General features: G+C 34.2%; 18 protein-coding genes and 1 other RNA gene. 10 read left to right on the top strand and 9 right to left on the bottom strand.

Annotated features, from left to right (window positions below):
- Nucleotides 1–2 precede the first annotated feature (2 nt).
- From rnpB to gyrA, 3 genes are all read left to right on the top strand, one after another.
- Nucleotides 3–404, top strand: an RNA gene (gene rnpB, locus ACFEL1_RS00540) — RNase P RNA component class A.
- Between the two features lie 132 nt (nucleotides 405–536).
- Complete coding sequence (locus ACFEL1_RS00535; RefSeq protein WP_375331110.1) at nucleotides 537–1799, top strand: hypothetical protein; 1263 nt, start codon at nucleotides 537–539, stop codon at nucleotides 1797–1799.
- Between the two features lie 314 nt (nucleotides 1800–2113).
- Nucleotides 2114–4804: a DNA topoisomerase (ATP-hydrolyzing) subunit A gene (gene gyrA, locus ACFEL1_RS00530; protein ID WP_410521689.1), complete on the top strand. Its 2691-nt coding sequence runs from the start codon at nucleotides 2114–2116 to the stop codon at nucleotides 4802–4804.
- Nucleotides 4805–4839: 35 nt separating this feature from the next.
- On the opposite strand, the gene ACFEL1_RS00525 is transcribed toward gyrA, so the two are convergent.
- Nucleotides 4840–6630: an autotransporter domain-containing protein gene (locus ACFEL1_RS00525; RefSeq protein WP_375331109.1), complete on the bottom strand. Its 1791-nt coding sequence runs from the start codon at nucleotides 6628–6630 to the stop codon at nucleotides 4840–4842.
- 167 nt (nucleotides 6631–6797) lie between these two features.
- On the opposite strand from ACFEL1_RS00525, the gene queA reads away from it, so the two are divergent.
- Complete coding sequence (queA, locus tag ACFEL1_RS00520; RefSeq protein WP_375331108.1) at nucleotides 6798–7832, top strand: tRNA preQ1(34) S-adenosylmethionine ribosyltransferase-isomerase QueA; 1035 nt, start codon at nucleotides 6798–6800, stop codon at nucleotides 7830–7832.
- A gap of 296 nt (nucleotides 7833–8128) precedes the next feature.
- Here queA and ACFEL1_RS00515 read toward each other — a convergent pair whose 3' ends face one another.
- The 5 genes from ACFEL1_RS00515 to ACFEL1_RS00495 form a co-directional block, all read right to left on the bottom strand.
- Nucleotides 8129–8347 carry a hypothetical protein gene (locus ACFEL1_RS00515; RefSeq protein WP_375331107.1) on the bottom strand — a complete coding sequence of 73 codons (219 nt, stop codon included), beginning with the start codon at nucleotides 8345–8347 and terminating at the stop codon, nucleotides 8129–8131.
- 39 nt (nucleotides 8348–8386) lie between these two features.
- A complete protein-coding gene (gene rsmD / locus ACFEL1_RS00510; protein WP_342278482.1) occupies nucleotides 8387–8941 on the bottom strand; it encodes a 16S rRNA (guanine(966)-N(2))-methyltransferase RsmD in 555 nt (184 codons plus the stop codon).
- Nucleotides 8938–9636, bottom strand: coding sequence for a pseudouridine synthase (locus ACFEL1_RS00505; RefSeq protein ID WP_342279204.1), 699 nt, complete (start codon nucleotides 9634–9636; stop codon nucleotides 8938–8940). The genes rsmD and ACFEL1_RS00505 overlap by 4 nt, the downstream gene beginning before the upstream one ends.
- A gap of 369 nt (nucleotides 9637–10005) precedes the next feature.
- Nucleotides 10006–10242, bottom strand: coding sequence for an AbrB/MazE/SpoVT family DNA-binding domain-containing protein (locus ACFEL1_RS00500; RefSeq protein ID WP_342278481.1), 237 nt, complete (start codon nucleotides 10240–10242; stop codon nucleotides 10006–10008).
- A 231-nt stretch (nucleotides 10243–10473) separates the two neighbouring features.
- Nucleotides 10474–11334: a DUF1189 family protein gene (locus ACFEL1_RS00495; protein ID WP_375331106.1), complete on the bottom strand. Its 861-nt coding sequence runs from the start codon at nucleotides 11332–11334 to the stop codon at nucleotides 10474–10476.
- A 105-nt stretch (nucleotides 11335–11439) separates the two neighbouring features.
- Here ACFEL1_RS00495 and tkt point away from each other — a divergent pair, with 105 nt between their 5' ends.
- Nucleotides 11440–13464, top strand: a complete 2025-nt coding sequence (gene tkt / locus ACFEL1_RS00490) for a transketolase (protein ID WP_375331105.1) — start codon at nucleotides 11440–11442, stop codon at nucleotides 13462–13464.
- A 132-nt stretch (nucleotides 13465–13596) separates the two neighbouring features.
- Here tkt and glyA read toward each other — a convergent pair whose 3' ends face one another.
- Nucleotides 13597–14859, bottom strand: coding sequence for a serine hydroxymethyltransferase (glyA, locus tag ACFEL1_RS00485; RefSeq protein WP_375331104.1), 1263 nt, complete (start codon nucleotides 14857–14859; stop codon nucleotides 13597–13599).
- Nucleotides 14860–15102: 243 nt separating this feature from the next.
- Nucleotides 15103–15642, bottom strand: coding sequence for an invasion associated locus B family protein (locus tag ACFEL1_RS00480; RefSeq protein WP_342278477.1), 540 nt, complete (start codon nucleotides 15640–15642; stop codon nucleotides 15103–15105).
- 290 nt (nucleotides 15643–15932) lie between these two features.
- Here ACFEL1_RS00480 and ACFEL1_RS00475 point away from each other — a divergent pair, with 290 nt between their 5' ends.
- Together ACFEL1_RS00475 and ACFEL1_RS00470 are read left to right on the top strand one after the other, a co-directional pair.
- Nucleotides 15933–16100 carry a glycoside hydrolase family protein gene (locus ACFEL1_RS00475; protein WP_375331580.1) on the top strand — a complete coding sequence of 56 codons (168 nt, stop codon included), beginning with the start codon at nucleotides 15933–15935 and terminating at the stop codon, nucleotides 16098–16100.
- A 41-nt stretch (nucleotides 16101–16141) separates the two neighbouring features.
- A complete protein-coding gene (locus tag ACFEL1_RS00470) occupies nucleotides 16142–16723 on the top strand; it encodes a hypothetical protein (RefSeq protein WP_342278476.1) in 582 nt (193 codons plus the stop codon).
- A gap of 50 nt (nucleotides 16724–16773) precedes the next feature.
- Here the strand turns inward: ACFEL1_RS00470 and ACFEL1_RS00465 are convergent, their stop codons facing one another.
- Complete coding sequence (locus ACFEL1_RS00465) at nucleotides 16774–18081, bottom strand: MFS transporter (RefSeq protein ID WP_342278475.1); 1308 nt, start codon at nucleotides 18079–18081, stop codon at nucleotides 16774–16776.
- A gap of 477 nt (nucleotides 18082–18558) precedes the next feature.
- Here ACFEL1_RS00465 and clpB point away from each other — a divergent pair, with 477 nt between their 5' ends.
- The 3 genes from clpB to ACFEL1_RS00450 are packed head-to-tail and all read left to right on the top strand — an operon-like array spanning nucleotide 18559 to nucleotide 22986.
- Nucleotides 18559–21132 (top strand): ATP-dependent chaperone ClpB, encoded by a 2574-nt coding sequence (clpB, locus tag ACFEL1_RS00460; protein ID WP_375331103.1) that lies wholly within the window; start codon nucleotides 18559–18561, stop codon nucleotides 21130–21132.
- 31 nt (nucleotides 21133–21163) lie between these two features.
- A complete protein-coding gene (locus tag ACFEL1_RS00455) occupies nucleotides 21164–22204 on the top strand; it encodes a mitochondrial fission ELM1 family protein (protein WP_342278473.1) in 1041 nt (346 codons plus the stop codon).
- Nucleotides 22204–22986, top strand: a complete 783-nt coding sequence (locus ACFEL1_RS00450; RefSeq protein ID WP_375331579.1) for a TatD family hydrolase — start codon at nucleotides 22204–22206, stop codon at nucleotides 22984–22986. The genes ACFEL1_RS00455 and ACFEL1_RS00450 overlap by 1 nt, the downstream gene beginning before the upstream one ends.
- Nucleotides 22987–23023: the final 37 nt, after the last annotated feature.

The following is a 23023-nucleotide window of genomic DNA, read 5'->3' as shown; positions in this document are numbered from 1 at the left end:
ACTTCGATGGTCGTGCAGTTGCGTAAATATCTATACTAGAATTTACGAGGAAAGTCCGGACTCTACAGAGATATGGTGCTGGTTAACGTCCAGCGGAAGAGTAATCTTTTAGGGAAAGTGCCGCAGAAAATATACCGCCAAACTTTGTTATCAAATTTTGGTAAGGGTGAAATGGTGTGGTAAGAGCATACCGGTAGGTTGGTAACAAGCTACGCATGGTAAACCCCACCAAGAGCAAGATCAAATAGGCATTATAGAACTTACGTGTTCCTAGGCATCTCTGACTAGAAGTAATGTGGGTGGATCGCTTGAGATAAATGGTAATATTTATCCTAGATAAATAACTGCAGTAGATAATAGAAATATTATTTATACAAAATCCGGCTTATAGACCATCATATTTGAAACCTCAGTTTTGGATTAAAATTAAAAATTTTAATCCAAAACTGGCTGGAATATCAGAATAAATTGTGAACATGAATTGCTGTACAGAGTTTTTGCGTAAATATTACCCTGTCATTTTGTGTTTATTTTTAATGTCTTTACATTTTGCCTCTGCCTATCCTGGTGGTATGTCATATGACAGTTTCGATCAATATGGGCAGAGTATTAATAAAAACTATTTCTCTCATCACCCACCGTTAATGTCAATGGTGTGGTCTTTACTTCACTATATTTACCAAGGTCCGCAGACGATGCTACTATTAAATTTAGCATTATTGTGGGGTGGAATATTATTACTTCTTTACGCTGATCAACAAAATAAATACAGATGGCTTTACTTATTAATACCATTTCTACCTAATATATTATCCCAATCTGGAACAATTTGGAAAGATGTAGCTTTTGCCTTTGGTAGTTTCTTTGTAGTAGCTACTTGTATTTTTTATACTTATCGCCGAAAACCTGCTTCTTTGTTGGTAGTTATTGGATTATTGTTAATTGTTTTTTATATTGTTGGTGTTAAATTTCAAGCACAATTTATAGCTCCAATTTTGATTTTGTTTGTATTGTCAATTTATCTTAAAACTAGCTTGTTAATAAGAATAATACTAACCTGCATCATTTCGCTATTAATAATATATGGTAATGCTAAACTTACTAAGCATTTTTCCACTGAAAGTCATTCAGAGCAATTACGTCAATTATTTGATATTGCTGGAGTAAGTGTTGCTATCAATAACGATGATTTAGTGCCAAAATATGTTAAAGAAGACCAAGATTTATATAGTTTTGAGAAGCTTAAAGTTCATTACACTCCTAGACGGGTTGATCCATTAATTTTTGCTGATACTAGGATTTATGCCTTTACAGCAGATCCTGTAAAGTTACAAGAAATGGAATCTGCTTATAAACAAGCCATCACTTACTATCCACTAGATTTTCTTAAACATCGTACAATGAATTTTGTTATGTTAATTAAAAACTGGGGATTCCATCATTACGCCTTTATTGAACTTAACGAAGCTCAAAAACATGGTATGGATATTAAAAAGAATTACTTAAAAAATTGGACAATTAAATATTTAAAATTATATCCAAAGATTTTAACAATAAATCTTATTAGTTTTATATTAATATTTGTATATTTATCTATTCTAACAAATAAACAATCTAATAGTCCCGAGAAAGTTATTTTGGCATATATCGTAGCAATATCTATTGTTTTTTCAATAGTACTATTTTTTGCTACTATGGCATCCGATTATCGTTATTATTATGTTATAAGAGTTCTAACGCTATTTAGCCTGCCGATTTATTTGAAATTCAGGCAATCTAAAAAAAGATGTTATGTATAGCTAACCATAGTAAAATGGCGTCATTGCGAGGAGACATGAGCCGACGAAGCAATCCATAAAAGTGATTAAAAATGGATTGCTTCGTCGCTGCATCGCAGCTCCTCGCAATGACGTCTCGAACTTTTAAACTTGTCCCTATCTATTTAATTCCTTTTTTCCCCTCAACTGGGGAATCTGTTCTTCGGGTTATAGCTACACTGGGAAAAAAATAGCTTTTCCAGCTAGTCTACGCTCATTCAGCAATAGATTTTTTTCTGAATATGTAATATACTTAAACTATTCCAATATTATTTTAATAAATGTAGGTTCTAACTGTGACTAATTTAGATCGTCAAAACTTAATATCTATTAGCATTGAAGATGAGATGAAAGGCTCTTACTTAGATTATGCTATGAGTGTAATCGTCAGTAGAGCCATTCCAGATGTACGTGATGGTCTAAAGCCAGTGCATCGCAGAATCCTTTATGCAATGTATGAAGCATCTAATTACTTTAACAAACCTTATCGTAAGTCAGCAAGAACTGTCGGTGATGTGATGGGTAAATACCATCCGCATAGTGATGCTGCAATTTATGACTCATTAGTGAGGCTGGCACAGGACTTTTCTTTAAGAGTACTGCTCGTTGATGGGCAGGGTAATTTTGGTTCAAGAGATGGTGATGCTGCCGCTGCTATGAGGTATACAGAGTCAAGACTTGCTAAAGTTGCTCATACATTGCTCGAAGATATTGATAAAGAAACCATTGATTTTACGCCAAATTATGATGGTTCTGAAAAAGAACCATTGGTACTACCATCAATGTTTCCCAATCTCTTGGTAAACGGAACTAATGGTATTGCTGTTGGCATGGCTACCAATATTCCTCCTCATAATCTTGGAGAAATAATTGATGCTTGCTGCCTATATGTTGATAATAACGATGTAGAAATATTAGAACTTATGTCAGTAGTTAAAGGGCCTGACTTTCCTACTGCTGGTATCGTACTTGGTACAAGCGGTATTAGGTCAGCTTATTTAACGGGTAGGGGGAGTATTTTAACTAGAGGACGCAGCGAAATTGAAGAGATATCTAATAATAGACAGGCTATTATTATTACAGAAATACCATATATGGTTAATAAAGCTAAATTGGTTGAAAAAATTGCCGAACTAGTCAAGGAAAAACGTATTGAAGGTATCAGTGATCTTAGAGATGAATCAAATAAGGATGGTATTCGAGTAGTAATTGAAATAAAGAAAGATGCTGTAACAGAAGTGGTGCTGAATCAAATATATTCCTATACCCAGCTACAAACTAGTTTTGGTGTGATTATGTTAGCTCTAAGAGATGGGCTACCAGAAGTTATGAACTTAAAAGAAGTGATAGCTGCTTTTGTCAATTTTAGAGAAATAGTAATAACTCGCAGGACGATATATTTGTTAAATAAGGCTCGTGATAAGGCTCATATTTTATTGGGACTAATGATTGCTGTTAGTAATATTGATGAGGTTATTAGAATAATTAAATCTTCAAATGATCCGGCAAGTGCTAAAGAGCAACTAATGCAAAGAACTTGGGATGCGTCATCTATAATAGACCTAGTAAAACTTGTTGATGATAGGGCAATGATAGCAGATGATGGTAAATGTTATTTTACTGAAACACAAACAAAAGCAATTCTTGAAATGCGATTGCAACGTTTAACTGCTATGGAGAAAAATAAATTAGAAAATGATCTTGCAGAACTAGCTACGGAGATTAGCGGTTATACTGACATTCTAGCATCACGTGAGAAACTTCTAGATATCCTAAAAAATGAGTTAATTAGAATCAAAGATGAATTCGCTACCCCCCGCCTTACTAGCATTGAATTAGGTGACTTTGATCAAGATATTGAGGATCTTATCCAAAGAGAAGAAATGGTTGTGACTGTGACATTGGGCGGTTATATTAAACGTGTACCTCTTGCTACCTATAGAGCACAGAAACGAGGAGGAAAGGGGAGGTCAGGGCTGTCAATGAGGGACGAAGATATTACCACTCAAATATTTGTTGGCAGTACTCACACACCGATGTTGTTTTTCTCAAATACCGGGCAGGTATACAGCTTAAAATTATATAAACTGCCACTTGGTAATCCTCAGAGTAAAGGAAGACCAATAGTCAACATTTTACCTTTAAAAGAAGGAGAACGTATAAATAATATTATGCCCTTGCCTGAAAATCAGGATGAGTGGGATAGTTTGAATATTATTTTTGCTACAAGCCAAGGTAACATTAGAAGGAATGATTTATCAGACTTTAAACGTATTCAATCAAATGGCAAAATTGCTATTAGACTTGATGATAATGACCATTTAATAGATGTTAAAGTTTGTAAGGATGAAGACCATGTTTTATTGGCAACCAAAGCTGGTAAAGCTGTAAGATTCCCAGCTAGTTCAGTTAGGGTATTTAAAAGCCGTACTTCTGATGGTGTAAGAGGTATGAGGATTGCTGCTAGTGACTACGTTATTTCTATGACAATATTAAAAGGCATAGCATGTACAATGGAGGAAAGAGAAGCCTATCTATCAATTCCTATAGAGAATAGGTTGTTAATAGCAGGTGGCAAGGAATTTACCCCGGAAGAATTTGGTGTACATTTAAGTAAAGAGCAGATTTTAGAAATGGCTATTTCAGAAGAATTTATTCTTACTGTTAGTGAAAATGGTTTCGGAAAAAGAAGTTCCGCATACGAATATAGGATTACTAACCGTGGTGGTAGCGGTATTGTTAATATGGATGTGTCTGACAAAACTGGATTAGTTGTTGGAGTAATGCCGGTTGATATGTCTGATGAGTTGATGTTAATTACTAATAATGGCAAACTAATTAGGTGTAAACTTGAATCTGTACGTATAACTGGTCGTAATACTAGTGGTGTAATATTATTCAAAACCGAACAAGGAGAAAAAGTAGTTTCTACCGCATTGATTGCTGATAGCCCTGAGGAAGAGGGGGATGTGGATATACTCGAATGATAATATATAATCTGAGTTTAGTTTAATAGTTGAGGCTAGAACGATAATTTTAATTTAAGTGAACCTTGATGGCTTGAATATTTATTATTAGATGCTAAATAGTTATATACTGCCATGATTTCTGTTGCTCCACGTTTTATAGTGATAGTTCCGCCAATTTTGTAGTTGTATTTAGTAGGTTTTTCAAGCAGCAATATTTCTTCTCTGCTGCTAGATGGATATGACATGACCTGCATATGAAGCTTCTGCTGCTTATTATGCAAAAACTTTTCGACTTCCATATGCAATCTAGGAATCACTTGGGTAGTATCACTAATCTTCATTGGCATAATTACTTCAAATCCTATAAGCCCCGAAGATCTTCGGCTGTTAGTAGCAGCTACCGATAGACTTTGTCTTTCAAAGCTTGCCTCATATCCAGCAATATCCTGCCCCCCATATTTAAGCCCAATATGGGGGATAATTAAAGCTTTACCAACCTTTGATTTGTAAGCAACTACTAGCTTGCTACTATATGAGCTATTAGCAAATTTAGCTTTAGCTAGCTGGTTTTGTACTGGTAATTTTGCAGAAACATTACCCGAAGCAAGGGAAAGGAATCCTTGTAATATTAGTTTCTCAGACAAGTTAGTTTGACCATACATAAATATTACGTGGGTGTGGGCAGTAAATTTCTCAGTACGATTCTTGTATTTAAAGTTAGAGAGAACATAATTATAAGCTCCTCCAATAATGCTGCCATTAGGTAACTCTAAATCGCCTCCAATAGTTGCAGCACTAGTTCTGCCAGTATAGCTACTTAACAAGCATTTCCCATTATATTTGGTTATACCTATCGTACCACTAACCCACACATTTTTAGGAACAATATCATCTTCATCATCAGCAGCGGGTGGAGAAAGATTGTTTAGATGTTTTAAATCGCTTAATCTTAAATCAATAGATGAGTTTGCGAATTCATGAGACAAGATAATTATTTCATTCAGTGCTAAGGCAATATTTCTCACTGTTTCTTTTTGTTTTTGTAATAATTCTTCCGCTAATGCCACTGTTACCCTTGCTATCTGTGCAACTTTTTCTTGTGGCACTATAGCTTCTGCTGGCGATGTAGGTCCTGCTGGTAGTGCTGCTGCTCCTCCTACTGGTGGTGCTGCTTCTCCTCCTGCTGGCGGTGCTACTTCTCCCCCTGCTGGCGGTGCTGCTTCTCCTCCTGCTGGTGGTGCTGCTTCTCCTCCTGCTGGCGGTGCTACTTCTCCCCCTGCTGGTGGTACATGTTCTTCTTCTGCTTCTTCTGCTGGCGGTACTCCAACAGCTCCATCTTCCCCTGCTGGTGGTACTCCATTATTAGGCAATAGAAGTGGGGCAGGATTATGTCCTGCTCCAACTCCTTCTAATCCTGCTTGTTGTGGTATATTAGCTACTGGCACTATTGGTTGTTGTCCATCGGTTGTATCCTCCTGATTTTTTTTTGTTTTTTCTATATCCACATAAGGTTCATCAGGGGCTATATCATCATAAAATTCAGAGGAAATAAATTCAACATTCAGCTCTTCTAGTGGGAATTCATTTTGTCCTTGTTTTTTATAGAAAAAACTAGCCACCTTAGTTAGGTAAGAGTTGGGTCGGTTAACACCCAACTGTTTTTTAAACTGTTCAAATGTTCGTTTTTCATTAATAACCAATGGAGTATTAAAAAGTTCTACAGCCTTATGCCTAGATGAATCACCAGTTCCATATACCGTAATTGGTGGAATAATTACAGTTCCCAATGCAGATATTACAAATAGCACCTTTGCTATAAGTATTTTAACCTTAGATAAGCACATAGAACCTGTTTTAATAGGTTAAAATACAATAATTGGTATAGAATAGTAGAAAAGAAACCTATAATTGTCTAGCTAATATTACAGTAACACAAGGGATTTGTGAAATAATCATTGACGAGCAGATTATATTAAAACATAATCGCCCCAAAATTTATATGAGAGGTACAATGAAATTATCTGATTTTGATTTTACCTTACCGACTGAGTTAATAGCTCAGAAACCAGAAAAAAAACGAGATGAGTCTAATTTGTTGGCAGTAGCACCAAATAAAGACTTAGTGCAGAGCAAGTTTTATGATATAATTGACTATCTATGCCCTGGTGATTTAATGGTGTTTAATGATAGTAAAGTTATTAAAGCTAAATTGCTATTGAATAAAGATGGAAAAAAGATCGATTTATACCTAAATAAGCCAATAAATAATAATTATTGGCATGGTTTTGCCAAGCCTTCAAAAAGACTTAATGAAGGAGATCAATTTGATTTTGGTTGTAATAAGATTATTATAAGTAAAAAACTTGTAATGGGGCAGGTTGAGGTCGAATTTTTTCTAGATAATCTCTCAGTTTTTGAATTTTTAGAAAAATACGGTGAAATCCCGCTACCTCCTTATATAAAGAGGCAGGAAAATTTACTAGAAGATAATAATAGATATCAAACAGTCTATAGTAAAAAACTTGGAGCAGTAGCCTCTCCAACTGCAGGGCTACATTTTTCTGATGAATTACTTGCATTAATTAAAGCAAAAAATATTGAAACTGCTTTTATTACTTTGCATGTTGGGGCAGGGACGTTCCTACCAGTTAAAACTGAGGATATTGATCAACATAAAATGCATTCAGAATATTATCATATAGATAAAAAAACTGCAGATATCATTAATAAGGCAAAAAAAGAAAGCCGACGGATAATAGCCGTGGGAACGACGTCCTTACGGGCGTTAGAAAGCAGTAGCATTGATGGACATGGACAAATACAAGACGGAGAATTTGAAACAACCATTTTTATTAGACCAGGATTTAAATTTCAAATTGTTGATATGTTAGTTACCAATTTCCATTTGCCAAAGTCTACATTATTAATGTTAGTGTGTGCATTCGCGGGTTATCAGGAAATAACTGATATCTACAAATATGCTATAGATAAGAGAATGCGGTTTTTTAGTTATGGTGATGCAATGCTTCTTTATAAAAAGCTATAAGAAAGATAAGAATTAATAATTCTACTAAGTGTGCTGTTGAAAGTTAAAAAATCGTCTATTAGCGAGGAGACCGTAGGTCGACGAAGCAATCTATATGACAAGAGATTCATGGATTGCCACGCTCACATACGTTTGCTCGCAATGACGGTTTAAGTCTTACAAATACCTACTTAAACTTACACACTTGGTAATTCTTATCTTTCTTACAAAGAACTCTTAAGGCTTTAAAAGCATAAGTGCTTATAATCAGGAAATCTAAAATAATATAGATTTTAAACCTTTGAATAATATGCCAATCAATAGCCACTATAGTTCTTCTGCATATCATCATGCCAATTATAGATAGTTTCACCCGTTGTCTCTACAGTAGAAGAATGATTCGTACAGGTAGCTTGATAATTGTCTACAGCTGTATTAACTGCTCCTGTTAAACATGCCAATGCAGCTTCAGCTCCTAAAGCCTCTGCCACTACAAGTGCAGGATTCCCTTGTTTTAAACCTGCTATATATAACAAATCAAAAGTTTATTTTCCATAATATATATTATAGAATATTCATGTAAAGATAAGCAATTTACTATCACCGTATATTTTTTCTTTAATTAGCTGTAAAGAATCATCGCTAAAGTCATCGCTTTTAGCAAGTTCGACTACAATAATGCTACCATCTTTTAACCATTGACCTTTTTTTAAAGCATTAACTGCCTTCGGTACAAGATTATGATAATATGGAGGGTCAATAAAAATTAAGTCAAAGCTGTGATAAGCCGAAGGTAGAGCTGCTGCATTAATATTTAGGAAAGTCATTTTATCCAGCTCACCTATTTTACTGGCAAATTCTTTTGCTGCCTGCAAATAATCACTATTTATATCAACTAATGTAATTGCTCCAGCACCTCTAGAACAACTTTCAAAAGCTAGACTACCCGTGCCGGCAAATAAATCGAGAACTTGAGATTCATTGCTAAATAATCTGCCGTCACTAAATTCTCCTGAAGTTAGTATACTAAAGATGGCCTCTCGGATTTTCCCTGTGGAAGGACGATAGTTAGAGTTTTTTAAGGTAGGTATGATCCGATTTTTATGTTTGCCTGCTATAATTCTAATCATAAAAATTTCTTAAATTTTTCTAATGTCTGTTCTTTATACTGATTTGGTTGCAAATTACCTAATAAAAAATCTCCATAGCTAATTCTAATTAACCGGTTAACAGTCAAGCCAAAATATTCAAATATTTTTCTAATTTCACGATTTTTACCTTCAGTCAAGACTACTTCAAACCAACAATTTGTTCTGCCTGATTTTATTAATTTAATTGATTTAGGATCATAACGTATTTGATCAATTTCTATATTTTTATAATTTTTTAGCAAAAGATTTGGGTTACCATATGCTCTGACTTTATATACACGTTCTATTTTACTTGATGGTAGCTCAAACTTTCTCGCTAAATCACCATTATTGGTTAGTAACAATAGCCCTTCACTATTGATATCCAGTCGCCCTATTGAGATTACTCTAGGCAGATTCATCTTTGCAAGACTAGCAAATACCGTTTCTCTACCACTTGTATCTTTATGCGAAGTAATGAGTCCAACAGGTTTGTAATATACCCATAAACGCGGGATATGTTGTTGATTTATTAGTTTTCCCGACACCTCAATAACACTAGTTTCATCAACATTGGTTGCTGGTGAATCAATAATAACGCCATTTACTTTTACTTGATTATTTTTAATAAGCAGTTCTGCATCACGTCTTGAACATATCCCTGCGTTACTAATCGCTTTTGCTAGTCTTTGTATACTATCCTGTCTCAAATAAACATCCTATATTTTTTACTTACTAGATACGTCATTGCGAGCATAGTACTTTTTTTATAATCGTCATAGCAAGGCTCTTTAGATGCCGTGGTGATCTAGGTAAACAGTGAAGCTGTTTTTTTAGAGTAACGCTTCGCGTATCCTAGATTGCCGCGTCGCCGCTTTCAGCGACTCCTCGCTAATAGACGATTTATATATTTGTTTCATAGCAATGTATAACTACAATAATAGTCTTAATGAGGTTATATCTATGAGGAGTAAGAACTACCTCTGGTCATGTTTTTTGAATCTCTTTGCCTTTTTGAGGTTCAGAATTAAGCCAAACTACATCCCCTCTTTCAGGTATGAATGTTACCACGATTCATTACCTACAGCAATGTCATCATTTAATATTTCATGATGACAGTTAGAATCTGTAATATTATCCAATAATATATCTAATTCTGATGTTTCTGTACTGATAATCAAATAGTTATCAGCTGTTTCTAAATTAACAAATGTACCTTGTTGAAAATGTAACTTATCAGCTAGATGTTTAGGAATTCTAATTCCCAAGCTATTTCCCCATTTTTGGATTTGAATTTGCATAATATCATTAATATTGTTACTGTATAAACAAGTATATACAATACAAAGTTAAAAATTCTTTTTCGTCCATTGCAAGGCACAACTGTCAAAAGTTCAACAAACGTCATTGCGAGAAGCCACTTTAGTGGCGACGCGGCAATCCAAATTACTTATTATATTTTTTGTGGATTGCTTCGTCGGCTCATGCCTCCTCGCAATGACGTTGAAGAATTTTGTGTGCATCACCTAGCCCTATTTACTTCGTATTTGCAACATCCCCAAAAAGAGTAAAAAATAGGCAAACATTTGTATAAAAAATAGCATGCTACTCAATGCTGGTAAAAATATAACAATAATAGGTTGTAATAAAATGGCCACTCCACTTGAAAATAATACTATCCTAGTGCATGTTTGCCAAGAGGATTTAGGCCCAAAATAATTAGTTAACAGATATACTAATATGATAATAAAGATTTTTTCGAATAAAATCATTACAAAACGATAGACTATCATTATTGGCATTAAAATGTAAATAAATACCTTCAGTGCTTGTGTAAGTATCTCGGAGAAATGCTTTTTAATGACTTCTTCAGTTAAAATTTTTCGATCAGAAGTAAATAATTTAGAATATCCAATACTAAATGCATTCTTTTTTTTATCAGTTATTTCAATCGTAGTAAGGGTTATATTATTGCTACTAAAGAGGAGAGGAACTTTAATTTTCTCGCTATAAGGTAGTTGATTCTTTGAGTCTATAACAGCAATTTTATTACCATTTTCATCGAGTAAATATATAGGTTCATCTTGATCAACTGAAATTTTACTACCATCATAATAGATTTCCGGTAACTGTTTTAATATATATTCAATAGTTGTGGTGCTTTTTGTAGAGCGGTTTTCAGTAAAATAATCCGTCAAAGCCAACAAATAATTAAATATAAAAAGACAAAAAATCAATGATGATATAAAAGATACAGTAAATATGTACTTAATTCCATATCCTGTATATGATCTATAAACATCTTGGTAAAAATTTATTGAACTGATTGATAACCGTAATTGATGAAATAAAGTAGTAAACCACGAGAAAACGGATAATAGTTTTGTTGTCATAATATCTATTTTGATGTAGATTCATAAAAAATTTTTATCAATATATTCCAATTCTTGAAACTAGAAAAGTATATATCTTTTAACATAAAAGCGATATTTATCATAATGAAGTTTAATAAAATACCAAAATATTCAGAAGAATATTGCAAATTAAGTGACTGTATTAGAGTTTTAGCAAGTGATAGCATAGAGCATGCCAAGTCAGGGCATCCGGGTATGGTACTTGGCATGGCAGATGTGATGACAGTTTTAGTATTTGATTTTCTTAAATTCAATCCTAATGATCCAACTTGGTTTGACCGTGATCGCCTAGTTCTATCAGCTGGGCATGGTTCTATGTTACTTTATAGTTTTTATTATTTAACAAATTATAGAAATTTCCACTTAGAAGATTTAAAACAGTTCCGAAAATTACATTCAAAAACTCCTGGACATCCAGAATATGGGGCATATGAAGCTATTGAGGCTACTACAGGTCCTTTAGGTCAGGGATTTGCTACTTCAGTGGGTATGGCTATTGGCCAAAAAAAATATCAACAAAAATTAGGCAAAGATCTTAGTGACCATAAAATTTACTGTATAATTGGAGATGGATGCCTAATGGAAGGTATAAGCTACGAGGCTGCTTCTTTAGCTGGGCATTTATGCCTTAATAACCTAATAGTTTTATTTGATGATAATAAAATTTCCATCGATGGCTCTACCAACCTTACCGTATCTGAAGACCATTTGCTTAAATTTACTGCCATGGGTTGGATTACCGAATCTATTGATGGACATGATTTTGAGCAAATTAATGCCAGCTTAACTAGGGCAAAAAATTCTGATAAACCCTACTTCATTGCCTGTCGTACTTTAATTGCCAAAGGTTCTATTAACAAGATAAATTCAAATGCAGCCCATGGTTCGCCCCTTGGCAAAGACGAAGTTAAATTGCTAAAAGAAAATTTAGGTTTTAAGGATGAAGAGTTTGGTCTGCCAAAAGAATTAAAAGACCTATGGGGCATCGCTTGGCTAAGAAATCAAGTGAGTTATAATAATTGGCAAGAAAACTTTGTTGATATAAGTCAAGAACAAAAAGCGTATTTTGCTAGACCTAATATCGATTGTTCTTTTCTTGATAATATCCCTATCCCGGTAAAAGATGAAGCAACCCGTAGTTCATCCGGTAGAATTGTAGAAGAATTAAGCAAACTATCTGATAAAATTATTTTTGGATCAGCTGATTTATCATTATCCAATAATATCAAAAATAATCATAGTAAAGTAATCAGTAAAGATGATTTTAGTGGTAACTACATCCATTATGGTGTTCGTGAGAATGCTATGGGTTCTATCATGAACGGACTGTCATTATCAGGATTTCTGCCTGTAGGTGCTACTTTTCTAGCCTTTTCTGATTATATGAAGCCAAGTATGCGACTTTCTGCTATTATGCAGCAACAAGTAATCTATATAATGACTCATGATTCAATCGGTGTAGGAGAAGACGGGCCTACTCACCAACCAGTTGAGCATCTAGCAGCCCTCCGAAGCTTACCAAATATGATGGTACTACGCCCTGCAGACTATATAGAAACAGCCGAGTCTTGGCGAATTGCACTATCTAATAAACAAGGGTCTTCTGTTCTTGCTTTAACAAGACAAGCTGTCCCTCAAGTTACTAAGGTTCAACATAGGGAAAATCAAATAGTTAGCCACATCAGTTCACAAAATTTATGCTCTAAAGGTGGGTATATATTGTTAGGGAATAATCAAGAAAAAGTAGATGTTGCTATCTTTGCCACAGGTTCTGAATTATCAATTGCTCTAAAAGTACAAGAGCTGCTAACTAACCATGGTTTTAAAGCTGAGGTCATATCAATATTATGTTTTGAGCTATTTTTTAAACAAAAACCTAGCTATATCCAAAATATTTTATCTAGGGGTAACTTAAAAGTGGCTATAGAAGCTGCAAGTAGCTTCGGCTGGCATCGAATCATCGGAGAAAACGGACTGTTTTTTGGAGTCGACCAATTTGGTCTATCTAGTTGTTCTGAAGAGCTATACTCATATTTTGGCCTTACTCCTTCAAATATCCTAGAAAAGATTATTGCAAAAATTAAGGAAATGAAAGGGAGTTATAGCTAACCTAACCTGAGTTTGATGTAAGGCATCGGTTTAATAGTTTAGGGTGTCATCCCACAACTGTTGAAAGTTTACAAATACCTATACCACAGCGTCATTGCGAGCGTAAGCGAAGCAATCTAGGAAACAATATGTTTAAACATAAATCGGGAAATTATCTACTAATTTTTTAACTTGCTTGCGAGTTTCTTGCTCACAATCACTATTATCTTGCGTAGCTTTCAACCCATCTAATACGTTGCAAATCATCTCGCCAACTTCTATAAACTCCTTTTCTTTGAAACCTCTAGTGGTGCATGCTGGAGTACCAAGCCTAATACCAGAAGTAATAAACGGTGAAGTTGTATCAAATGGTATAGCATTTTTATTACAGGTTATGCCGGCTCTTTCAAGTGAATCTGCGGCCATCTTACCAGTTATACCATATTTTCGTAGGTCCACTAATACTATATGATTATCAGTGCCATTAGTTAAAATATCATAGCCTCTTGCCATTAAACTGTTAGCAAGAGCTTTTGCATTACTCATAACCTGTTTTATATAAAGATGATAATCTGGTTGTAAGTTTTCCAAAAACGCTACTGCTTTTGCTGCAACAATATGCATTAACGGTCCACCTTGCATGCCAGGAAATAAAGCAGAATTTATCTTTTTGCCCAATTCCTCATCGTTTGAAAGAATAATACCACCACGTGGACCACGCAGAGTTTTATGAGTAGTAGAGGTAACAGCATGAGCATAAGGTAAGGGGCTTGGATGTTCCTCTGTAGCAACAAGTCCGGCAATATGAGCAATGTCTGCTAGCAAATATGCCCCTACTCTATCAGCAATTTCCCTAAATTTGCTAAAATCTAATTGACGTGAGTAAGCAGAATAGCCAGCTATAATCAATTTAGGCTTATGCTGCACGACCATTTGCTCTATTTGTGAATAATCAATTAAGAAAGTTTCTTTATTCACCGAATAAGATACAGAGTTAAACCATTTGCCAGACAAGTTAGGGGAAGCACCATGAGTCAAATGCCCCCCTGTATCTAGCGACATACCAAGTATGGTGTCATGTGGTTTTAATAGGGCTAAAAATACTGCCTGATTAGCCTGAGAGCCGGAATGAGGCTGAACGTTAGCATAGTTACAATTAAATAGTTTTTTTACTCGTTCTATCGCCAAAAGCTCAGCTTTATCAACCTCTTCACAACCATTATAATAGCGTTTTCCAAAATATCCTTCAGCATATTTATTGGTAAGAACTGACCCCTGTGCTTCTAATACTGCAGGGCTTACAAAATTTTCAGAAGCAATCAATTCGATAAAATCATGCTGACGCTTTTTTTCAGCATTAATAATTTGGTATATTTCATTATCTGTTTCAGATAATTTATTAGGACAAATACTCATGATAACCCCACAACTATTGAAAGTAAAAAAATCGTCATTGCGAGGAGACCGTAGGTCGACGAAGCAATCTATAATATTACAAGCTTCATGGATTGCCACGCTCACGTACGTTCGCTCGCAATGACATATACGTCTATAAAACGTCATTGCGAGGAGACCATAGGTCGACGAAGCAATCTATAATTTCACCGAATTTGGGATAAGAATTAACTAATTCTTATCCCAAATTGACGTGAACTCAGGTTACTTCAACGCTTTCAAGCCTTCTTCAAGACCTTTCGTAGAGAGTGGAAGATTTACTTGTTGACCAGCTGAATTCATTATCCCCACGATAGGATTAGCATCTTTTGATAAAATATCTTTAAGATCTTTATCTGATATTTCAACAACAGCCTGACAAGATTCTTTTGTACAAGTAACGTACTTACCTGGAGCAACTAATTTTTGGGAACTAATAATTGACGTACCTGGAGCAACAGAAACATCAGTAGGAACTATTTGTATCATTTTTAAACTTTTTGCCTTACCACTACCCAAATAACCTACTTGATACACAGCTAACACTTGTTGTTTACCATCTTTATTAGTAGAGTTAATTGCTTGACTTAAATAACAGACCTGTCTTTTTTCAGCATCTGTGGTGCAGTTAACTACCCAATCTGAAAATTTTTGTCCCTCTTTAACCGCAGCATCAACTCTACTAGGATTACCCAAAAATAGTCCCAAACCCATTACAGCAAGACCAGCTGTAACAAATAATGATTTTTTAATACAGTTTGTCATAATTCTACTTATTTAATTATTTATATTATTAGCGGGCAATGACAGATTCGAGCTGCCGCCCTTTCGTAAAAGCAAGGATGTCGTAATTTTGACGCCTAATCTCTCTTTTTCAGTCCTTAAAACCTAGTCCTTAAGATTTCTTCGCTTACTCGAATTTAAGGACTAGAGGATATCTGAATTTAATATATTTGTCAATCTGTTAAAATAAGTGCTAGTTCAGGGTAATTTAAAATTCCCAACTAATGATAGAAAAGTTTGTTTTTTTAAAAAGATAATTGCTGTTTATTTGAATCGCCACGCCACTTTGTCCTGTACTGAGGCAAAAACTACTACGTGGTGAATATTTACTAGCGGCTGATGAATTTCCTAAATGGGTTCATGCTTGCGGTATTAGACTTCAAGGCTTGGTTAGAAGACGATTGCTAGAGAGAGAAGTATTTTTGCAAGGAATTAGTTAACAACAAAATAATAAAATTAATAATATGTCACGAGGAGTAAAATGCTAACCCAAACTAATCAAGATATAGATAATAACCAACATGCTATTAGTCCAATCAAAAAGAAAGCAAATGGTACTATACAACATAGTATAGCGTTGCCCTCAGCGATGTACTCAAATAATTTGAAAAAAACGAAAAAAAATAATAAATTGCAAGATACTATTGTTGATGAGCAGCTGCCAAATTCTCCTATAGAACAAACTTCACTTCTTCCTTCTCTTGCCCCTTCAGCAGTACCCCAAACTATTGAGCAGGCAAGAAAACTCTATGCCATTTCCAGTGATAATAGTGTCAGCCAAAATATCATCGAAGCCAATAAGTCGATAGCCGAGAAAGTAGCAGAGTTGAACAAGCTGGAAGAACTACAACAAACCCTACTTGCCACGGAAAATACCTTAAAACTTGAAGTGATGAACTATATGCAATTGCACACTTACCTAAAAAAAGGTGATCATATTCTTGTTTCATGGAAAAGCACCACTCGCAAAACCTTTGAAATACCTAAGTTTAAAGAAGATTTTCCTGACCTGTATACTACATACGTCAAAGAAATCTCTACTCGAAATTTTAAGCTGTATTAAAATGATAATACTTACCTTTGTGATACTCATTATGATATTGCTTATAGCAGTTAAGTTTGTAAGTTTTGTATAGTTACCGGATTGATAAAACCAGCTTGCTTCTCTAACTTTTCAAAGTGATAGATGCCAAAAACAAACCCTAGAGTTATTGGAATCATAATAACTAATAATCCATAATTACCAAAATACTCTATTAGATACACAAGACCAAAAGAAGCAATAATATAGATTAAAGTACGCGATAAAGCGAAAGACAAACTAACGTAAGTACATCGTCTAAAAATAGGAATATGCCGGAAAAAAATTGTATCCGCTGGCATGGTACAGATACCAAATAGCCCAGTCATTAATTGGATTAAAAATATGACAATTGGGGTTTTATAATGGTCTAGTAAATAAGGACAACTAACAATAAAAATACAGAATATCGCTAGTCTCACCTTAAGAATTATTAATGGGTATATTTTATAACTTAAATATGCATAAATTAAAGAGCTAACTAAAGATAGCATTACAAGAAGAAAATTATGATGAATTACTGCCTCCGGCGAATAACCACAAGAGTTTTTTAAAATGCTACTACAATGGATATAAGCAAAATAGAAGCATATAGGCCATCCACACTGTATCACGAAGTAAGCTAACATTGTTGTCATGTTAAATTTTGTCGGTCCAATAGAATTATCCACTACTGATTTTTGCCTTAGAAATTTTGGTGTTTCTTTCAGCATCGTCCTAGCCATTGTCCCAACAATGGCTATTGTTGCACCTGCCCAAAAAGCTAGACGCCAACTAATTCCAAATGACGTACTAAAAGATGCTAAACCAAGTGCAAATATTCCTCCTATGATAGTACAAACTGAAACTAACGCTACAATTGGATATTGGATAGGTGGTTTGGTCATTTCAGTCAGATATAGTTCAGCACCTATTATCTCTCCTACGGAAGATATACCTTGAAAAATCCGACATATTATAATTATCCAAGTAGAGACAATACCTATTTGATCATAAACAGGTAAATTAGCTATAGTAATACATGAAATAGCCATTATAAACGTTGTTATAATGATTGTTGCTTTATAACCAACATTATCTCCTATATAACCAAAAATCAAAGCACCAACAGGTCTAAATATATAGGTCAAACAAAAAGTTAAAGCAGCTAGGAGTGAAGCAGCGTGTGGGTCAGTCTTAGGAAAAAATAGATCATTTAACAGAATTGCTAAATGAATATACAGCATCAGATCAAAATACTCTAAAAATGTACCTATTAAAAGTAAACCTGTAGTATATTTTTGCTCTGTTGTTAGATGAGTTTGAGTAAGTGTTACCTTTGATTGAATAATTGCATCCATAGTTATACCCTTTACATACTATTTTAATATATCTTAACATTATTAATATTAAGTTAAAATGAATTTCTTACTAATAGTTATGTTAATAATAACAAATGTGTGTTAAAATAATTAAATAAAAAATAGAACTATGCAAGAATCAACTCCCGATCCCCAAGCAATGCTGACATCTTCTCTATGCCAAATACTAAATACAGCTTCTCTATACGTCTATTAGCGAGGAGGTCGTAAGGTCGACGAAGCAATCCAGTAACATCATTTATCTATAGATTGTTTCCTAGATTGCTTCGCTTACGCTCGCTAATAGACGTTGTGGTATAGGTATTTGTAAACTTTCAATAGTTATGGTTATAGCCCCTTGTATTATTATTAATCATTAATTATATAAAATATTAATATAAAATACTTAGTGGGGTCAAATAGTATGATATATTCTAGTAAAGTTTGACCTAATTTAAAATTTATAAGGTTATTGAAATGGACATGGATAAATTTACTACACATACAAAATCTGTCATCTCTAATGCCCAAAGCTTAGCAGCAAAAAATGATCATCAGCAACTATTGCCATTACATATACTGGCGAGTTTGTTAAATGATGATAGCGGCATTATTACTAATCTCATTAATATTTTGAGTAGTAGCTTAGACGATTTAAATAAAGCTGTAACTATAGAATTAAACAAAATCCCAAAAGTACAAATTGAGGGAGGAGGACAGATTTATTTATCATCGGAAAGCTTAAAATTACTTAATAAAGCCCTAGATATTGCTAAGGATAATGCTGATAGTTTTATCACTATTGAGCGAGTTTTTGAAGCATTATCGTATGACCAAACACCTGCTGGTAAAATCTTATTGGATAATTCAATAACTAGTAAAAAAATAAACGCCGCAATTCTGCAGTTAAGAAAAGGTAAGAAAGCAGATAGCGAATCTTCTGAAAGTAGTTACGATGCCCTAAAGAAATATGGTAGAGATGTTACTGAGCTGGCAGAACTTGGTAAACTTGATCCAATAATTGGCAGAGATGAGGAAATTAGAAGAACCGTACAAGTTTTATCAAGAAGAATGAAGAATAATCCAGTACTGATAGGAGAGCCAGGAGTTGGTAAAACAGCCATAATAGAGGGGTTAGCTCAAAGAATCTTTAGCCAAGACATTCCAGAAACACTAGCAAATTGTCGTATCATTGAACTTGATATGGGAGCTTTAATTGCTGGGGCTAAATACCGCGGTGAATTTGAAGAACGCTTAAAGGCTGTACTAAGTGAAATTAAAGAATCTAGCGGGGAAATCATTTTATTTATTGATGAACTACATCTTTTAGTAGGAACTGGCAAAACAGATGGGGCTATGGATGCATCAAATTTACTAAAACCCATGCTTGCTAGAGGAGAACTCCATTGTATTGGTGCTACCACGTTAGATGAATACCGTAAATATATTGAAAAAGATACAGCTCTTGCTAGAAGGTTTCAGGCAGTTTATGTTAGCCAACCAACAGTAGAAGATACTATATCAATTTTACGTGGTATTAAGGACAAATACGAATTACATCATGGTGTAAGAATTGCTGATAGTGCTATAGTTGCTGCCAGCACTTTATCTAATAGATATATTACTGATCGTTACTTACCAGATAAAGCTATTGACCTGATTGATGAAGCATGTAGTCGGTTAAAAATAGAATTATCTACTAAACCGGAAGAATTGGATGAACTTGATCGCCGTATTATTCAAATAAAGATTGAACTAGCAGCTCTAAAAAAAGAAAATGATGAACATTCAAAAAAGAAAATTATCCTCTTAACAGATGAATTAGAAAAACTTGAATCTCTTTCTTATGATATGAGTGCTAGCTGGCAAGCTGAAAAATCAAAAATACATATTGAGCAAAAATTAAAAGAGGAACTAGAAAAAGCTAAAGCAGAACTTGAACGAGCAGAAAGAAGTAGCGATCTTGCACGGGCTAGTGAGCTAAAATATGGTATTATTCCTGATTTGACTAAGAAACTACAACAAGCAATAGAAGGAGGAGATAACAAACTATCAAAAGAAGTCGTATCGGAAAACGATATAGCTATAATCATATCTAGAATTACTGGTATACCGATTGATACAATGCTATCAAGCGAACGTGAGAAACTACTAGCTATGGAAGATAAACTTCGCAAGTCAGTGATCGGTCAAGATGAAGCTATAAGAGGAATCAGCGATGCCGTACGTCGATCTCGTGCTGGTTTGCAAGATATTAATAGACCACTTGGGTCATTTTTATTCTTAGGCCCAACTGGTGTTGGGAAAACTGAACTAACCAAAGCTTTAGCACTTTTTTTATTTAATGATCGTAACGCTATTCTCAGAGTTGATATGTCTGAATATATGGAGAAACATTCCATATCACGTTTGATTGGCTCACCCCCAGGATATGTTGGTTATGAACAGGGAGGAACTTTAACAGAAGCAGTGTACAGGAGACCTTATCAAGTTATTTTATTTGATGAAGTAGAAAAGGCTCATTCAGATATTTTTAATATCATGCTGCAGATTTTAGATGAAGGACGACTAACCGATAGTCAAGGGATAACCGTTGATTTTAAAAATACCATTATTGTTCTTACTTCTAACCTTGGAGCTGAAATACTTATTAATCAACGAGAAGAAGATGATCAACATAAAATCAAAGAACAAGTAATGGAATATGTACGAGCTGTATTTAAACCTGAATTCTTAAATAGGCTAGATGAGATTATTCTATTCCATAAACTAAATCGTGCCAACATACATGATATTGTTAAAATACAACTGGATAATTTGGAAAAAATTCTTTTGCAACAAAATATTATATTGCAATTTGATGAATCAGCTATAAATTACCTTGCTGATAAAGGCTATGACTCAATGTTTGGTGCTAGACCATTAAAGAGAGTTATTCAACGAGAACTACAGAATCATTTTGCCGAAATGATTCTTTCGAGTAGTATTATGAGCGGTGATACGGTAAACATAAAATCAACTAATGGTCAACTGGCTATTAATAAGGCTTGAGCTAGGAATAATAATATAGATAGAAAAAAATATGATAGATACTACTAAACCTAAAATTTGGGTACTAGCTGACAGCTGCGTAGGTAACGTTAATCAAGCCATAGCTCTAGCAGAAAATATCAAGCTTGGTTATGAATTAAAACCTATTGAATATAATTTTTGGGGTAATTTGCCAAATTTCTTACTTCGATTAAGCCCTATCCATGTAAAAAAGGAACTATTACAATCGTGGGAAACTATTACAGACAGGCAAGGATTCCCAGATTTAATAATTTCTGCTGGGAGAAGAACTGCTTCTTTAGCAAGTTATTTAAAACATAAGTCTAATGGTAGAATAAAAATTGTTCAAATTATGCACCCTAACCTACCGCTCAAGCAATTTGATCTAATTATTTTACCACACCATGATAAAGTTAGTAAGGAAGAACTAAATATGTACTCAAGTGATTTGAGTATATTGAGAATTACTGGGGCTCTGAACAATGTCCAAGCAAAAATACAGGATGGTGGCATTGAATTACGTAAAAATTATCCAAAACTTGGGAAATTTATCTCAGTAATTATCGGTGGTAATAGTAAAAATTATACTTTTACCGATGATAATGCTCGCCAAATTGTAACAATATTATCTAATCTTATACAAAAAAGCAAAGAATATAGCTTGTTTATTAGTTTTAGTAGACGCACCCCCAATTCAGCAAAAGAAATTATTAAAAACAATGTATCTTCCTCTGCTATTATTTACGATCCAACAGAGGAAAACACTAAACCTAACCCTTATTTTGGTATGTTATCACAGGCAGATTACATAATTTCCACTGCTGATTCGATTTCAATGTGTAGTGAGGCAGCCTCCACCGGCAAGCCTCTTTACATATTTTGCCCTAATAATTTTAAATTACCTAAACATCTATCGTTTATACAAAAATTGGTAGAATTAGGAATAGCGAGAATATTAGACGAATCTGTAACTCAGCTTGAACAGTATAATTATATCCCACTTAATGAAGTAGAAAAAATTGCTAATATAATTGCTAATAGAATAGTCTCAAAAAATTGGATACGCTCATGATATTAATTGATTCTCATTGTCACCTTAACATGTTAAAAGAAGATTTATCGGCAATAATAGCTCGGGCTAAGGATAATGGTGTTCAGTACATGCAGACTATCTGTACTACGCTTGAGGAATTACCAGCTATTTTAGAAATAACCGTAAAATACGGAAACATCTTTGCCTCATGCGGTGTTCATCCCAATGAAGTCAAGGAAATTGTCTCGTACGAAACTATTATGGAATATTGTAATCACCCCAAAATTATTGGTATTGGTGAAACTGGTCTTGATTATTATTACCAAACATCCGACAAAAATAAACAGATTGGTTCTTTTGCACAGCATATACAAGCATCTCAAAGTACCGGGTTACCAATTATAGTACATACAAGAGAAGCAGAAGAAGACACCATTGATATTTTAAGCAGTGAAATGCAAAATGCACCATTTACCGGTCTTATTCATTGCTTTACCTCCTCAGAACATTTGGCAAAAAAAATGCTTGACCTTGGTATGTATATATCGGTTGCTGGAATTGTAACTTTTAAAAATGCAGCTAGTTTACAGGATATAGTACGTTATATTCCACTAGATAGATTATTAATTGAAACAGATTCTCCTTATTTAGCCCCTGTTCCAATGCGTGGAAAGCAAAATGAGCCAGCTTTTGTTAAATATGTAGCAGAAAAAATAGCTGAAATAAAGGAAACAAACCTAGAAATAGTAGCAAGTGCCACTTCCAAAAATTTTATGTCTTTATTTACTAAAACACATCTTATATATTCAACTACTGTTTGAAAGGAAATTATCACATATTGCTAATAAAAATAATATA

This window comes from Candidatus Tisiphia endosymbiont of Oplodontha viridula, assembly GCF_964264865.1.
Classification (GTDB): domain Bacteria; phylum Pseudomonadota; class Alphaproteobacteria; order Rickettsiales; family Rickettsiaceae; genus Tisiphia.
Note: the sequence above shows the minus strand (reverse complement) of the source record. Positions and strands in the feature narration are given on the sequence as shown.